Source organism: Anabaena sp. PCC 7938 (assembly GCF_049315035.1).
GTDB classification, from domain to species: domain Bacteria; phylum Cyanobacteriota; class Cyanobacteriia; order Cyanobacteriales; family Nostocaceae; genus Anabaena; species Anabaena cylindrica.
The window spans coordinates 2,374,064-2,389,017 of the sequence record NZ_CP186034.1 but is presented as its reverse complement, the minus strand read 5'-3'; the positions used below and the strand labels follow the sequence as shown (position 1 = coordinate 2,389,017).

Annotated in this window: 14 protein-coding genes and 1 pseudogene; 5 read left to right on the top strand and 10 right to left on the bottom strand. The window is 40.3% G+C overall.

Annotated elements, in window-relative coordinates:
- Nucleotides 1–56: 56 nt before the first annotated feature.
- Together ACOWPH_RS11010 and ACOWPH_RS11005 are read right to left on the bottom strand one after the other, a co-directional pair.
- Nucleotides 57–980, bottom strand: a complete 924-nt coding sequence (locus ACOWPH_RS11010; protein WP_015215430.1) for a M23 family metallopeptidase — start codon at nt 978–980, stop codon at nt 57–59.
- Nucleotides 981–1,020: 40 nt separating this feature from the next.
- A complete protein-coding gene (locus ACOWPH_RS11005; RefSeq protein ID WP_015215429.1) occupies nt 1,021–1,212 on the bottom strand; it encodes a hypothetical protein in 192 nt (63 codons plus the stop codon).
- 283 nt (nt 1,213–1,495) lie between these two features.
- Between ACOWPH_RS11005 and ACOWPH_RS11000 the strand changes: the two genes are divergently transcribed.
- Complete coding sequence (locus tag ACOWPH_RS11000) at nt 1,496–2,695, top strand: caspase family protein (protein WP_015215428.1); 1,200 nt, start codon at nt 1,496–1,498, stop codon at nt 2,693–2,695.
- Here the strand turns inward: ACOWPH_RS11000 and ACOWPH_RS10995 are convergent.
- Together ACOWPH_RS10995 and psaK are read right to left on the bottom strand one after the other, a co-directional pair.
- Nucleotides 2,680–3,912, bottom strand: a complete 1,233-nt coding sequence (locus ACOWPH_RS10995) for a site-2 protease family protein (RefSeq protein ID WP_015215427.1) — start codon at nt 3,910–3,912, stop codon at nt 2,680–2,682. The two genes, ACOWPH_RS11000 and ACOWPH_RS10995, sit on opposite strands and share 16 nt — an antisense overlap.
- Nucleotides 3,913–4,261: 349 nt before the next feature.
- The gene (gene psaK, locus ACOWPH_RS10990) at nt 4,262–4,516 is read right to left on the bottom strand and encodes a photosystem I reaction center subunit PsaK (protein WP_015215426.1); all 255 of its coding nucleotides are present in this window, start codon (nt 4,514–4,516) and stop codon (nt 4,262–4,264) included.
- A 129-nt stretch (nt 4,517–4,645) separates the two neighbouring features.
- Here psaK and ACOWPH_RS10985 point away from each other — a divergent pair, with 129 nt between their 5' ends.
- A complete protein-coding gene (locus ACOWPH_RS10985; protein ID WP_015215425.1) occupies nt 4,646–5,275 on the top strand; it encodes a phosphoribosylanthranilate isomerase in 630 nt (209 codons plus the stop codon).
- A 193-nt stretch (nt 5,276–5,468) separates the two neighbouring features.
- Nucleotides 5,469–6,191: a Uma2 family endonuclease gene (locus ACOWPH_RS10980; protein WP_015215424.1), complete on the top strand. Its 723-nt coding sequence runs from the start codon at nt 5,469–5,471 to the stop codon at nt 6,189–6,191.
- A gap of 143 nt (nt 6,192–6,334) precedes the next feature.
- Here ACOWPH_RS10980 and ACOWPH_RS10975 read toward each other — a convergent pair.
- From ACOWPH_RS10975 to ACOWPH_RS10950, 6 genes and pseudogenes are all read right to left on the bottom strand, one after another.
- Nucleotides 6,335–7,575, bottom strand: a pseudogene (locus ACOWPH_RS10975) (ISL3 family transposase).
- Nucleotides 7,576–8,105: 530 nt separating this feature from the next.
- Nucleotides 8,106–8,813 (bottom strand): GTP cyclohydrolase I FolE, encoded by a 708-nt coding sequence (gene folE / locus ACOWPH_RS10970; RefSeq protein WP_015215422.1) that lies wholly within the window; start codon nt 8,811–8,813, stop codon nt 8,106–8,108.
- Nucleotides 8,814–9,029: 216 nt separating this feature from the next.
- A complete protein-coding gene (locus ACOWPH_RS10965) occupies nt 9,030–9,755 on the bottom strand; it encodes an SDR family oxidoreductase (protein WP_015215421.1) in 726 nt (241 codons plus the stop codon).
- 348 nt (nt 9,756–10,103) lie between these two features.
- The gene (locus ACOWPH_RS10960) at nt 10,104–11,084 is read right to left on the bottom strand and encodes an acetyl-CoA carboxylase carboxyltransferase subunit alpha (protein ID WP_015215420.1); all 981 of its coding nucleotides are present in this window, start codon (nt 11,082–11,084) and stop codon (nt 10,104–10,106) included.
- 99 nt (nt 11,085–11,183) lie between these two features.
- On the bottom strand, nt 11,184–12,203 hold the full coding sequence (locus tag ACOWPH_RS10955; RefSeq protein WP_015215419.1) for a long-chain acyl-[acyl-carrier-protein] reductase: 1,020 nt from the start codon (nt 12,201–12,203) through the stop codon (nt 11,184–11,186).
- Between the two features lie 307 nt (nt 12,204–12,510).
- Nucleotides 12,511–13,209, bottom strand: a complete 699-nt coding sequence (locus ACOWPH_RS10950; RefSeq protein ID WP_015215418.1) for an aldehyde oxygenase (deformylating) — start codon at nt 13,207–13,209, stop codon at nt 12,511–12,513.
- Nucleotides 13,210–13,387: 178 nt separating this feature from the next.
- Here ACOWPH_RS10950 and ACOWPH_RS10945 point away from each other — a divergent pair, with 178 nt between their 5' ends.
- Entirely contained in the window at nt 13,388–14,215 is an 828-nt protein-coding gene (locus ACOWPH_RS10945) for a carbohydrate ABC transporter permease (protein ID WP_015215417.1), read from the top strand.
- Between the two features lie 472 nt (nt 14,216–14,687).
- Entirely contained in the window at nt 14,688–14,885 is a 198-nt protein-coding gene (locus tag ACOWPH_RS10940) for a DUF2811 domain-containing protein (protein WP_015215416.1), read from the top strand.
- Nucleotides 14,886–14,954 lie beyond the last annotated feature (69 nt).

Sequence of the window (14,954 nt, the reverse complement as noted above, 5' to 3'; positions counted from 1 at the left end):
CGATCTTCATAATTCATAATTATGATTTTAATTACGAATTATGAATTATGAATTATCTAGTCAACCACCTTGTTTTTCCAGGATTGTGGGTCAATGGATTGCCCATTAACGTATAAACCCCAGTGTAAGTGAGGCCCTGTGGAAGCACCCGTTGAACCTACACCACCAATAAGTTGTCCAGCTTTTACTAAATCACCTTCTTTGACATTAATGCGACTTAGGTGCATAAAAACGCTGGTTACTCCTTGACCGTGGTCAATGCCAACTATGTTACCATGAACTCGGAAACCTGCGGATACTGTACCTACTAAAGCAACCCGTCCAGCAGCTGGGGCAATTACAGCGGAACCAGATGCACCAGCATAGTCTAAGCCACGATGGTAGTAATCATTTGCAAATTTACCATTATAGTAGCGACGTACACCATAAGTTGTGGTCATCCTGCCTTTATTTGGTGTCAGGAAAACACCATTCCAGTATTTTTGAGGTGTTTGCAGGGCTTTGAAAGCGGCAACACGGTTAAGTTCAAGTTCTGTGGCTTGGACTCCAGCTTTTCCAGGGGGTAAGGTAATGCGTTGGATGGGGAATTTGCGATCGCCTACGTACACGGCTAAGTTCCTTTGTCGCTGACCTTCTCCGGCTATTGTCACTTTTCTAACTCCAGGTTTTTCCAGTGGAGTGGTAGGAATGAAAGAACGGTATTTATTTGGAGAAATTTCAAAGGCTGGATATGTTTTCTCTCCCACTGTTACCATAGGAATACCAGGCTTATCTTGACTCTCTAAGTCAATTACTACCGATAAAGTATCTCCTAATCGTGGTTTGTTAGGGATGATCTGTACTTCTAAAGCCTGTACTGGTAAGGCTAAAGCCATAGGGACAGCCGCAATTATTCCCATTAAAATTTTATTGGCACGGTTGATGATGCTAACACTCTGCAACCAATTCTGCGGATTGATAGGGTGAGTTTTGGTAGTCATAGAGTTATAAAAAAATCTGTTGCTGCTGTTTTTCAACAGACTAACGTATTACCGCTAGTATTTCCGCAGCTTGATCAAAAAAAACTGCAAATTGACAGAAAGGGAAACATTTGCGAACTGTTTCGTCTCTAAGGAAGGTGCTATTCTTACTTTCTACTATGATGCTACTTAGGGTTTGCTGTAAAGCCCTGCGGGCATAGCTTCGCTTACCGCGTAGCGTGCCGTTAGGCATAAAAGTCTTTCCGTCAGGGCTAGGAGTCAGGAGGAAGAATTAGAAGAAGAGAAGAATCGTCTTGAATCAGATCCAGTGATAGGTTTTTGGTAGTTTCAATGCTTATTCCTTGCACCTGATTTACCTTTTTAACCTTCCGACTCTTGATATATCTATGTTTTAGCTTTATTAAGCAAGCCCTACTTACTGTAAGACTCGTCGAAACTCACGGTGGAAACCTGCTAAAAAGCTCTCTTTCTTGTTCCCATCTTTCCAGTTGCCAGAAAACCCATCTTAGCTACTTATGTCTTCTATTTCTCGTCGCCATTTCTTATATTTCGCTGGTTCAGCCTTAGCTACTTTAGGATTAAACCAGCTATCATTTCTAGAAGAGGCGCAAAACTACGGCAAAGTCCTTGCTCAAAGTACTCCGCGCAAACTTGCTTTACTTGTTGGTATCAACCAATATTCATCCCAACCTTTAGAAGGGTGTCTTAACGATCTGGAGTTACAAAGCCATCTCCTCACCCATCGCTTTGGTTTTAATCCTCAAGACATTTATATTTTGCCGGACGAAAAAGCGAATCGCCAAGGTATTTTAGAAGCGTTTGAAGAACATTTAATTAAGCAAGCCAAGCCTGGAGATGTGGTTGTTTATCACTATTCGGGACATGGTTCACGCGTTTTTGACCCTAAACCCATTGCGGTAGATACAAAAAATCAAGAGGGTCTTAATGGTACTTTTGTCCCTGTGGATAGTTCTCTACCGGCTGGATATCCTCATACTGGGGGGACAGTCAAAGATATTATGGGACATACTCTATATTTATTGATGTCTGCATTGTCTACAGAAAACGTGACTGCGGTGTTAGATAGTTGTTTTTCTGGAGGTGCAACACGGGACGGACGAGTGAGATCCCGTGCTGGTGGCAAGAATGTGCTAGTTTCTGCTGAGGAAAAAACTTATCAGGAACAGTGGTTATCACGGTTGAAAATGTCGCCAGAGGCATTTGTTAAGGGTTATCGTGCAGGGGTTGCTAAAGGTATGGTTTTAGCCGCTACCAATCCTCAACAATTGGCGCGAGAAGTGAATATTAATGGTTTTCGTGCTGGTATTTTTACTTATTTATTAACCCAATACCTTTGGCAGCAAGATAGTACTGTTGATAGTGCGATCGCTTCTATCTTGCCCCAAATTCCTCAGAAATTCAATCAAACTCCTGGTTATGAAATCAAACCCGGTAGTAATTACAAATCTCAACCGCTGTTTTTTGTCAATAATCCTGCCCCAACTGGTAATGCTGTCGTCACAGCAGTTGCCGATAATCGGGTTAGTCTGTGGTTGGGTGGTGCAAATTTAGCTGTACTTGATCAAGGAACGGAGTTTAAGGTGGTGAATGGCACAGGAAAGGTAACGCTACTCAATCGGAAGGGTTTAGTCGGAGAAGCAACTGGTGTGGGAGTTGTGAAAACAGGAATGGTTTTGCGTCAGGTAACAGATTGAATCTGACGATCTTCATCCTTAATAGTTTCTAATGACTTAGCTATTCCCCCTAACTGTAAACCTGGTGGAAAGCTACTTTCTTCTTTAATACGCTTGATTTCAGCGTCGGTGATTCGCAAATTTAACTTTTGTGCTAAACAGTTGACCGTATCTCCTCGGTCGATGATACCGGCTACAGCACCAGCAGGAGAGAGTACGGTAATTCGAGTTAACTGTTCATTTTCTAGCTTGTTAATTACTGCGGCTAAGGAAGTGGACTCGGTAACGGTGGGTATGGTGGTGAGGGGATGAACTATGCTTTGCAGAGTTTGGGTTTCCCATTGACTTCTTTCTGTTGTCCGCAAATCTTCAACTGTCACCATACCCCGGTAACGTCCATCAGCAGCAGCAAAGTAAACTTGGGAGGAAGATGTTTCTAAAAGATATAAATCAGCAAACTCTCGGATTGTTTGGTTGGCATCAACTACCCGAAAATCACGGGTCATAGCATCAGATGCTACTAGTTTGAGTAGGGTTTCTTGTAATGTAGTTATACGGTCGTAGTTGTTAGCGTTGCGAATCGCAAACCAACCCAATAGCACAATCCACAAACCTGTTAATAATTCCTTGGTCAGGAAATCGATTACAAATCCTAGTGCGATCGCACTATAACCTAAAATCTGCCCAGCTTTTGCTGCCCAATGTACCGCTTGAAAGCGATCGCCTGTTATTTTCCATAGTGCTGCTTTTAACACCTGTCCCCCATCTAGAGGTAAACCGGGAATCAAGTTAAATAAAGCGACAACTAAGTTAATTCTCGCTAAATCTCCCACCATTACATTCAACACTGTGGTATCAGGAATGAAATTAGAACCTAGACGCAGTAATAAAAATAGAACTATACTAACCGCAGGCCCAGCGATCGCTACTTGAAACGCTTTACCAGGCGTTTTCGATTCCTCTTCTATCGCTGCAATCCCACCAAAGAAAAACAAAGTAATTGAATTAACTTTAATCCCTTGCGACTGTGCTACCAAACTATGACCCAACTCATGTAATAGCACGGAAGTAAATAACAACAGTGCCATAACTAATCCAGCACTCCAACCTGTGATAGTCCCCCATTCTTGGTAAGCTACTCCAAAATTCAGGGTTGCTAAACCCAAAATCACAAACCAAAACGGATCTAAAAATAGAGGAATACCAAATAAAGAGCCAATTTTCCAATTTGTTTGCATTATCTTTTTCCTAAAATTAATTATGGACAAAATTTCTGTATATTAGGGGTGTATTGCAATACACTCCTACAGCTTTCTATCCCAGGTGCGAGCTGCTCTAATTTCTAGAATAGACAATTTAATTGGAAATATTGAATTATTCAAAATACAGCAGAATTCAGGAGTCAGAAGTCAAACTGGCTTTGTGTATAAGCTTCAATTTAGATTTTGTACCTCCTAACTACGCAAACTGCTGTAATAGGGGCTTGTTGTAATACGCCCCTGTTTAGTATAAAAAAGCGGTAGGGAATTTGATTTTTACCTACCGCGCAATTTTTACCCTTGATAACAAGAGAATCTCAACCAGAATTTATAAACGACCAATGTTAGTCAGTCCTAAAACAATGCCAACACCAATCACATGACCAAAAGCCATTGCGGCAATAAAAGCTGGAACAGTGATGGGCAGTAAAGGCATTTGTGGCCCAATTTTAGGCGCTTTACTTGCCAAACTGAGTAAAAGTACTACTAGACTGCTGGCACTGATAATGATACCCACTGTAGGACTCCACACAGGTGTGGCGGGAACTGATGCAGCTGCTGCTAGTAAGATAGATGATATCAAGTTGTATTCTCCTACAATGAAAAAAGGAATGTAAACCTACAAGATTATAAAATTCCGTAGGACAAAGCAAAACTTTTTTGCCTAATTTAGGTTACTTTTGTGATTATTTTTAATTTCTCTTGTCTTTGAATGCGGGTTAAAATTTGCGGCATCACTCAACCAGAGCAGTCTATAGCGATCGCTTCTCTGGGTGCAACAGCACTAGGCTTTATTTGCGTACCGACTTCACCGCGCTACGTTACCATAGAACAAATTCAGGCAGCGATCGCCCAACTGCCTAGAAATATTGACATAATTGGTGTTTTTGCCAACACCAGCATTACCAACATCAGCCAAACAGTTTTGGCATCAGGTTTGACTGGTGTCCAGTTACACGGTGATGAATCTCCAGCATTTTGCCATCAATTACGTCAATCTCTACCCCAGGTAGAAATAATTAAAGCCATGAGAGTTCGCAGTCTAGAGCATCTCCAAACAGCAGCTAACTACACCAAAAATGTAGATACCTTACTACTTGATGCCTATCATCCTCAACAATTAGGAGGTACAGGTAAAACCTTAGATTGGCAAATGCTAGAGGACTTTAGCCCCACTTGCCCTTGGTTTTTAGCCGGAGGACTGACACCAGATAATATCATAGATGCACTAAATCAACTGCATCCTAATGGTATTGATTTATCTAGTGGTGTGGAACTCTCGCCAGGTAATAAGAATTTGGATAAAGTAGCATTGTTGTTTGCAAGGTTAAAATCTGTGTGAGTATTCAGCTATCATTTATCAGCTTACTATATTACTATAGCGGTTTGAATGAAATACATCATAGCCCTCTCATCGCTTGCGATGAGGGGGTTGGGGGTGGGGTTCTTGTATCTCACTTAACCAAAAACCGCTATAAAAGCTGATCAATGAATGATATAATCAAAAAATTATAACTTGATGCTATATCAAATTTATGATCATTGCACAAGGACTAGAAACTCAAGAAAACATCTCCCCAGATATAATTTTTCCCCCAGGTGATTTATATAGTGATGAACCTCCTGTGGAAACAGAACTGCATCTCAGACAAATAATTCTATTATTCAAATGTTTAGAATGGTTATGGAAAGATAAAAATGATTTCTATGCTACTGGAAACATGAGCATTTACTATAGTCCTAACCAGAAAAAATCAGAAGATTCTCGTGGTCCAGATTTCTTTGTAGTTTTAGAAACTGAACGCAAAACCCGGAAAAGTTGGGTAGTGTGGAATGAGGATGGTAAATATCCCAATATGATTGTAGAAATTCTCTCACCAAGTACAGCTAAGACAGATAGAGAATTTAAAAAACAACTTTATCAAAATACATTCCGAACACCAGATTATTTTTGGTTTGATCCTTATACTTTAGAATTTGCAGGTTTTCATTTATTAGATGGAAAATATCAGCCACTTGAATTAAATAAAAAAGGACATCTTTGGAGTCAACAGCTAGGTTTATATTTGGGTGTTTATAATGGTTTATTGCGGTATTTTACACGGGAAGGAATTTTAGTTCCCACACCGGAAGAAAGCGCAGAACAGGAAGCTAAAAGAGCAGAACACGAAGCAGAAGCAAGAAAAGCAGCAGATCAAAAAGCAGCACGTTTAGCAGCAAAATTGAGAGAATTAAATATTGACCCAGAGACAATTTAAACTGCGATTGATAGCAATTTGTTGATAATAGTATTGTTGACGGACTTGGGAATCAAAAAAGTAATCAAAACTAGCTATTGCTTCCGCTTCTGGGGTTTCTATTCCTTTATATTTGGCTCTTCGGTACTTTTTATGCTAAACTATTAAACATAATGCCAACTTAATAAGCATCTAATTCGGAAATTTTCAAAGTTTTTAAATCCATATCCCGAACGTTTTATTAGTTTAAGCTTGTTATTAATTCCTTCCACAGTACCACTGGTTGTCCTATTATCAAAGTAGGCTATAATTTCCTGATACCAACGAATAATAGTATTGTTGCTATTTGGGAAGTATTTTTTAGCTCTCGATAACCACATACCTAATTTGAAAACTCCCGTATACCAATCTTGTGTAGTATTAAAATTTGCCTAATCTTTTCTTTAAATTCGTGCATTTCCTTCAAAATAGGCGAGACATTTTTAACTTGAATCAGTTTCTCTAATTGCTCTTGGGTTAACTTATCTTCATTTTTAAGTAAGGGATATTTACTATTCTTCAATCCAGCTAATATTTCTTCATATTTAGATTTTTCTGTTGTATTTGCTTTCTTGATTAAATCTTCAACTTTCCGTTTTTCCCTTTTTCTTTGTGTATCTAATTCTTTGTTAATCTGTGTCATTACATGAAATCTATCAGCTACTACTTGAGCATTTGGCATTAATTCTGTTACTAAAGTTTTATAGCCACTCCACAAATCTATACTGACTTCTTCTATATTTTCTAGAATCTCTGTCCCCCATCCCATAAGGGTTTTCCTGATTATTTCTTGTGTTCGTCCGCTTAAAATCGCAATTAGTTTGCTCTGATCTAAATCTACTAATACTGCACAGTAATTCCCATGTCCTTTCTTCAAAGCTATTTCATCAATTCCCAGTCTTTTTAGATTTATAGGTTTTAAATCTGGTAATTCTGATGATGCGTCTTTTAACATTCTTTCTATTTCGTCTTTTGTTACTATACCTTTTGCTGCTACACTATGAATGTCGTTTTCTAAAACTTCTTGTATTGTCTTATTTGCAAGGCGATTTGTAAAAGTTCTTTTCTTTTTAACAAAATCTAAATCTTCACTAAATGGTTTTTTACATTGTTCACATTTAAACTGTCGGCGATTAATTTCTAAAAATATTTCTTTTTCTCCAAAAGGGAGGTCTTTAATAATATGTCTATGATTTTGATGTAATTTATGGCTGGTTGTGCCACAATATGGGCAGGTAGCAAATGAATTTTCTTGTTCAATTTGTAAAATCATTCCAATTCCGGTATGAAGGCGATGTGATACAACTTTTACACCGCTTAAATCCAGAATTTCTGTTAGAATTTTAATACCTTTTTTGCCAGTCATAACTTTAAGTTTATCTAAAAATAATTTGGATTGCATTTATAGTTAATAATAAATGCTCTTTGTATGTCAACCCCTACAATACCTTTAGTCATTTATTGATACATTTTTTAATATTATTTAGTGAGTGTAGCTAATAGTTTGGCATAACAACTACCGAAGAACCTTATATTTTGGTTCTTCAGTACCTAATATGCAAAATCTAGACTAAAAGCCAGAAACCTTAATCTGTATAAGAAATGATGCAGAATTTTTAACATTATTGCAAAATATTATCTCTTTCCCCTGTTCCCTGACCACACAAGTAAATATGCCTACGGCACGCTACCGCGAACAAGAATCAAACCAGATTCCTATATATTACCAAAGCAGCAAAGTCACTCACCCCCTAATGTATTTTCAGGATGAGCGATAGTCCTAGCAATACCTAATTCCTTAGGACTTATGCACGAAATAATCAAAAACCTGATTTTTTCGTAGGGGTAATTCATGAATTACCCCTAATTTCGTGATGTTTTGCGTAAGTTCTGCCCCTAAAAGAATGATGCTTGGTGACGAATTAAGTTAAAGAATTCTTCGCGGGTTTTTTGCTCTTCTTGGAATATACCCACCATAGAACTGGTGACTGTCCAAGCACCAGGTTTTTGTACACCCCTCATAACCATGCACATATGAGAGGCTTCCATGACAACAGCAACACCTTTAGGTTCGAGAATAGTCTGAATTGCTTCAGCGATTTGTCTGGTTAGTCTTTCCTGTACTTGCAAGCGACGTGAATACATCTCTACAATCCTAGCTAGTTTACTCAAACCCACAACTTTTTGATTGGGGATATAAGCAACGTGAGCTCTACCCATAAAGGGCAGCATATGATGTTCACACAGGCTAAAGAAATTAATATCTCTAACTAGCACCATCTCGTCATGACCTTCGTCAAAGATGGCATCATTTACGAGCTTTTCTAAAGATTGATTGTAGCCACTAGTGAGAAACTGCATCGCCTCAGCTACGCGCTTGGGTGTTTTTAGGAGTCCTTCCCGTTCTGGATCTTCGCCAACGCCTACCAGTATTGCTCGCACCGCATCCATCATTTGATCCATATGTTCCTCTGTAGGCGGATGCAAATCCGGTTGCCGCCCATCATGAGTATTACGGTCAGGTCTGGGATTAATGGCTTCTTCTAAGTCAGGAATCAAAGGAGATGTCGAGCTATTGGAACCGTTGGAACTAACGATAGTCATGATTGAATTATGGTAATTGGTAATTGGTAATTGGTGAGTCCAGTCCTGAAGGCAGGTTTCCCGCTGTAGGGAACTGGCAAACCCGTAAGGGTCTTGGGGAGCCACTGCGGTCTTGGGGTCTCCTCAAATGGAGCAAGTGGCGCGGTTTCTCCCGTTAGTGACTGACGAACCCGAAGGGTAATTGGGCATGAAAAAATAAATGACTCAATTACCGATTTAGAGAACACCCGCATTCGACATCAAAGTTAATTCTTCAATAACTGCTTGCTGCGGAAGTAAGACAGTGTGGAGAATTGTCTGAGCTACTATTTCTGGGGTTAACATTTTTGTACGATCAAAGTCAGCATTAACTGTTGCTGTGTCCCAAATTTCGGTATTGACCGAACCTGGACAAATAGCAGTTACACGAATGCCGTGGACTCGTTCTTCTTGAGCCAGAGTTTGAGAAAGGGCTAGTAAGCCAGCTTTGCTAACACAGTAGGCTCCCCAGCCAGCAAAGGCTTGTTTGGCAGCAATGGAAGCGACATTAATAATTGTGCCTGTACCCCGTTGCCGCATTTCTGGCAAAATGCCCATCATGCACTGAAAAGCGCTGGTGAGATTTAAGTTAATCACCTGTTGCCAGTCTTCTAAGGGGGTTTCGCTCAAATTGGCGGTGTATCCCATGCCAGCATTGTTGACGAGAATATCTATGTCACCGAACTCGTGAGCGATCGCTTGGATCTTGGCTTTTACTTGGGAAACACTAGCTAAATCCACAGTGAAGGCTTTTGCTTCCACCCCAATTTCTATAGCTGTTTGTGCCACCGCTGCCAATTTGTCCTCAGAACGGCTGACTAAGGCGACATCTATTCCCGCCTTTGCAAAGGCTAAAGCTGTTGCTTTTCCGATTCCGCTGCTGGCTCCGGTAATCAGAGCGCGTCGTTTCTGCTCAAAACTCATGGTATCTCCCCATTTTCTGGCAGTGCTGTGAGACACCAGCCTCTCATAAATTAAATAAATCTAAAAATCCGATTGTTTTTTATGACAGGTGCTATAATGCCTTGCCATTATGAGTATATCGCCTACAGCTAGTTTTCCCAGTTAGAACAACAAATATCTTTCTGGGAAATCACGTTGTAAACTCAACGCCGATTTATTGAATACTAGGCAAACTCACCCATCAAATGGGGTTCATTTGCTGGACACACAAACACAAATGCCTATAGCTGATAAGATTGTTAAAAATCTTTAAGCAGCCCTAGGCAATTATAACACTGCTGTAGTGCTGTGGGATTATAGCTATTATTTTTAGTGAGCGAGTTCGGTAAAGACACCAATTTTGCGGAATTTCTCATAGCGGAGTTGGCGACGTTCGCTCGCAGTTAGGCGATTGAGTTCATCTAAGTTATCCAACAAGGCTTGCTTGAGAGTTGTAGCTGCACTCAAGGGATCAGAATGAGCGCCCCCGATGGGTTCAGATAATATTTGGTCGATAATTCCCAGGTTTTTCAGGTCATGGGAGATAATTTTTAAGGCGACAGCTGCTTGAGGGGCTTTGCTGGCATCTTTCCACAAAATAGCGGCACAGGCTTCTGGGGTAGCAACGGTGTAAACTGAGTGTTCAAACATCAATAAGCGATCGCCTACGCCAATACCCAAAGCACCACCGGAACCGCCTTCACCAATGACTGTACAAAGAATTGGCACATCAAAGCAAAACATTTGCCGGAGGTTGTAAGCGATCGCTTCTCCTTGTCCTTGATGTTCGGCTTCTATTCCGGCCCAAGCTCCTGGGGTGTCGATAAATGTCACAATGGGCATACCAAACTTGTTGGCGTGTTCCATTAACCGCAAGGCTTTACGATAGCCACCAGGTGCAGCCATGCCAAAATTCCGGGCGACGTTATCTTTGGTATCCCGGCCTTTTTGATGTCCTAACATCACCACTGGTTGTCCACCCAGACGACCAACACCACCAACTAAAGCTGGATCATCACCTCCACAGCGATCGCCATGTAACTCCATCCATTCATCACTGATTGCCTGAATGTAATCTAGGGTACTAGGACGGCGAGGATGTCTAGCCACTTGCAGTCTTTGAGATGGGGTGAGACTGCTAAAAATTTCCTCACGCAATTGCATAGCCCTGGTTTCTAGTTGGCGAATTTGACCAGAAACATCAACGCCATTTTCTTCTGCAAGTTGCCGAATTTGGTTAATCCGGGTAGCCAGTTCTGCTAACGGCTTTTCAAAATCCAACAGTAGCGGTTTGCGCTCAGTAATTGCCATAGTTAGGAAATAGGGAATAGGGAATAGGGAATAGGGATTGGAGATTGGGGATTATGCTTGGGGAGAATTTCCCAGTCCCTAGTCCCCAGTCCCCAGTCCCTAAACTAATAATGGTCTAAAACCGTGTTTAATTGACACCCGACCAATTTGCTCCATTTTATCTACGGTAATCTGATTACGACCCCAAGAAAAGTTTGTGTATAACTTCTCAAATTCCAGCAGCATTGATTCCGCAAAACAAGCAAACAACTGGCGTGCTGGGACATCCATATTGACAATTTTCATAATTTTCCAGTCAATATCTAGGGAATGCTCGACAATTCCACCATTTAATACATACACGCCAGGATGCTGAATTTTTGTCCCTAAGTTTTTAGGATAGCCACCATCAATCAGCAAACAAGGTTGTTTCAGTACGGTGGGGTCAATTTCTACACCTTTAGGCATACTAGCAACCCAAACTACAATATCGGCTTGGGGTAATGCTTCCTGTAAACCCATGATTTTACCCCGTCCCAATTCTGCTTGTAGTTCTTGAAGACGTTCTTGGTTACGGGCTATGAGGAGTAATTCTTGGACATCTGTTTTTTTATCTAACCAGCGGGTAACTGCACTGCCAATATCCCCTGTAGCGCCACACACAGCCACAGTTGCTTTTGACAATTCTATTCCTAATTGCTTAGATGCTTCCTCTACCTGCCGACAGATGATGTAGGCTGTATGGGTATTTCCTGTTGTGAAGCGTTCAAATTCTAATTTAACGTTTCGGACTTGGCTAAACTGCTCTAAATTGAAGTTCTCAAAAATAATTGAAGAAAACCCACCTAAAGCCGTGATATCAATGCCATGCTTTTGAGCATGAGCCATGGCGTTGAGAATTTTGCGAGTTGCAGCTTTAATGCGGCGATTTGCCAGCATTTCCGGCAAAAAGCAAGATTCTACATACCGACCTTCAATTTTTTGTCCGGTGATGCTGGTAACGGTAATGTGATCGACAATTTGCGGCGGGGCGCTACACCAAAAGTCTAGCCCTTGATCGGCATATTCTGGGTATCCCAATTCTTGAGCTACGGATTGAGCGTGTTCTAAGCTAGTCAGATGTCCAATTAGACCAAACATGTAGTGATATATTAGGCGAGTGCTGTTAAAAGCGTGGAATTTGTAGGCGATACCAATTTTGGATTTTGGATTCACAGTTTTGACTAAAAGACTGTTCCAAAAATCGCAAACAATACTAACTATGCCAAGTTGGGATAGGATTATGGTGTCTAATCCTTAAAAATACTACATAAAGCGTGCAAATAATTTGTAATTTGTAATTCGTAATTACACTCCCCATTTAAGGTGTAGGTTGGGTCGGAAAAATAGATGCTACCTTAGTTGTTTTTCATCAGGGGTGACAAAGTAGTCACCCCTATGGGGATATTTAGACAGGTATGAGTCCGTAAGCGGAGAGACGCATAATATCACGAGTTGTGAAGCCAATATTACTTAGTGCCTCACCGTATTGAATCATGAAATCTTCTACTAAGGCTTCTTTTTCCATTGCCAAGACGTGGGCATCATCTGCTACTTGGTTGAGCATCTTCCAGACTAGGGGAAGATTTTGGCGGTTAGCTGTTTCTAATTCAGCTTTGGATTCTGCAAAGTTTTCTTGAAGCCAAACTTCGCCAAAATTGAGATGACTGTATTCTTCTTTGACCACACCTTCTGTAATTTTGCGGGCGAAATCATCAGCGACGGGAATGTAGATGTTGTATGCTGCGATCGCAAAACATTCGATAATTAAAGCTTGAATCAGCAAGCAAGTAACAACTTTACCTTCTGCGGCCGCAGTTTGAAAATTTTTGTGCAGTCCTGAGAAAAACTCTTTTGCAAACTTCATGTCTGGTGTGACCTGCAAATTGCGTCCACAAGCTTCAAATCCTTTCTTGTGACGGCTTTCCATCTTCGATAAGCGAATCAGGTTGTCTTTACTTTCTGGCAGCAGTTCCGCCAGTTGAATGTAATTATCATGGGCTTCTTGTTCCCCTTCAATCACAATTGCATTAATACGGCTATATGCGTCTTTGTATTCTTCACTTTGGAAATCAATTTTTTCAATTTGCTCAACAAGCTGCTGCATGGTATGTTTACTCCGTAACCCTGAATTATTTGATACTAAAATCTAACTTACCCCAGGAATTAAGGATGATAATCACTGTGGTTTAATTTAACTTAACAAGAAATTATGGTAATTAGATGAGTTTTTACCAGAGGTGATGCTCTAATACTAAAAAATGACTGTTTTAGAAGCATAACCGATGTTCAAGCGAACCTGGAATCTGAAAAATACGAATTTATGGGGTCTGGTGGTGTTGGTGCTAGGAGCATTTATCATTCTACTGCCTTTGATTGTGGTCTTTCTCACTTCCTTTTCACCTGCGGGTACAACTCCAAGAGTTTTGGGAAAAAATAACTGGACTTTAGCTAATTACCGGGAGGCTTGGGAACGAGGGAAGTTTTTACTAGCATTTGCTAATTCTACCTTGGTAGCGATCGCAGTTACGGCTTTTCAAATTATCACATCTGCTTTGGCAGGTTACGCCCTCGCAAGGCTGAAATTTAGGGGCAGACAAGCACTATTGTTGGTGGTACTAGCAACTTTGGTAATTCCCTTTCAGTTATTGGTAATTCCCATCTTTTTGGTGTTGAAGTGGGGACACATGATCAATACATACTGGGCTTTGATTTTACCCAGTGCGGTAAACGGCTTTGGAATTTTTCTGTTACGTCAATATTTTCAGACAATTCCCGTGGAATTGGAAGAAGCAGCAGCCATTGATGGCGCGAACCGACTACAAATTCTGTGGCGCATCATGTTACCTTTAGCACGCCCAGCTTTAGTAACGCTGTTTTTATTCACCTTTATTGGAGAATGGAACGATTTATTTAAGCCCTTGGTCTTTACAACAAGACCAGAATTAAGAACGGTGCAACTGGCACTGGCAGAATTTCAAGAGCAGTTTACCAATAATTGGCCGTTGATGATGGCAGCAGTAACAATTTCTACCGTACCAGTCATGGTGTTGTTTCTGTTCGGACAAAGGCAGTTTATTCGTGGTATCGCTGCGACGGGAATTAAAAATTAGTTACTCTTGTTCAAGAATAATATTTTTAATCTTTTTGTAATTCTTATCATTATCTGCTGTTATCCTCCTTCATTCCACAGCTTTTCCACAAGGTCTTGATCACTTTTCCACAGATGTTTGACGAAATGATGGACTCTTGCTAACTTACTGGGGATTTTGTCCTGTCAACACAAAAAAAATCAGTAACTGAGATTTTATTAAGTTGTGTAACAAAAACTAGGCTTAAAACCTTATTATTTCGTCAATAGTAATTTTTCCCCTGCTACTTTTTAACATTTCGCAGCATTGACAAACCTACCCCCTCTTAGCGCACAATGATTCGGCTTGCATTTTTAGTCTGTTCCACTGTTCGTATCAACTTTGTAAATTTACTATAAATAATTAGTACAGATGATCGATACGATGAAAATTTGGATACAAGTTTAACTGTAAGCAAAATCTCTTAATAGACTTTATACAAGGAAAATATTTAATGAACGCAACAGTAGGTCTCTTTACAGAAATTCCTGAAACACTCCATGACTCTCTAAAAAATTACATAGAAACTCATCCTGATTGGGATCAAAACCGAGTATTGACAGCAGCATTATCATTATTTTTACTTCAAAATGGAGATACTGATCGCAGCGCTGCACGTATCTACTTAGAAACTTTGTTTCACCAGTGCTAAACAGAAATACTAAGTTGAAGAAGAATTTAGATAAGACTTTTGCTCATTCAAAATAACCTGTAAAAAATC

Coding starts and splice junctions, on each gene's coding strand:
- ACOWPH_RS11010 (WP_015215430.1), bottom strand. CDS start 980: ATGACTACCAAAACTCACCCTATCAATCCGCAGAATTGGTTGCAGAGT.
- ACOWPH_RS11005 (WP_015215429.1), bottom strand. CDS start 1,212: ATGCCTAACGGCACGCTACGCGGTAAGCGAAGCTATGCCCGCAGGGCT.
- ACOWPH_RS11000 (WP_015215428.1), top strand. CDS start 1,496: ATGTCTTCTATTTCTCGTCGCCATTTCTTATATTTCGCTGGTTCAGCC.
- ACOWPH_RS10995 (WP_015215427.1), bottom strand. CDS start 3,912: ATGCAAACAAATTGGAAAATTGGCTCTTTATTTGGTATTCCTCTATTT.
- ACOWPH_RS10985 (WP_015215425.1), top strand. CDS start 4,646: ATGCGGGTTAAAATTTGCGGCATCACTCAACCAGAGCAGTCTATAGCG.
- ACOWPH_RS10980 (WP_015215424.1), top strand. CDS start 5,469: ATGATCATTGCACAAGGACTAGAAACTCAAGAAAACATCTCCCCAGAT.
- folE (WP_015215422.1), bottom strand. CDS start 8,813: ATGACTATCGTTAGTTCCAACGGTTCCAATAGCTCGACATCTCCTTTG.
- ACOWPH_RS10965 (WP_015215421.1), bottom strand. CDS start 9,755: ATGAGTTTTGAGCAGAAACGACGCGCTCTGATTACCGGAGCCAGCAGC.
- ACOWPH_RS10960 (WP_015215420.1), bottom strand. CDS start 11,084: ATGGCAATTACTGAGCGCAAACCGCTACTGTTGGATTTTGAAAAGCCG.
- ACOWPH_RS10955 (WP_015215419.1), bottom strand. CDS start 12,203: ATGTTTGGTCTAATTGGACATCTGACTAGCTTAGAACACGCTCAATCC.
- ACOWPH_RS10950 (WP_015215418.1), bottom strand. CDS start 13,209: ATGCAGCAGCTTGTTGAGCAAATTGAAAAAATTGATTTCCAAAGTGAA.
- ACOWPH_RS10945 (WP_015215417.1), top strand. CDS start 13,388: ATGTTCAAGCGAACCTGGAATCTGAAAAATACGAATTTATGGGGTCTG.
- ACOWPH_RS10940 (WP_015215416.1), top strand. CDS start 14,688: ATGAACGCAACAGTAGGTCTCTTTACAGAAATTCCTGAAACACTCCAT.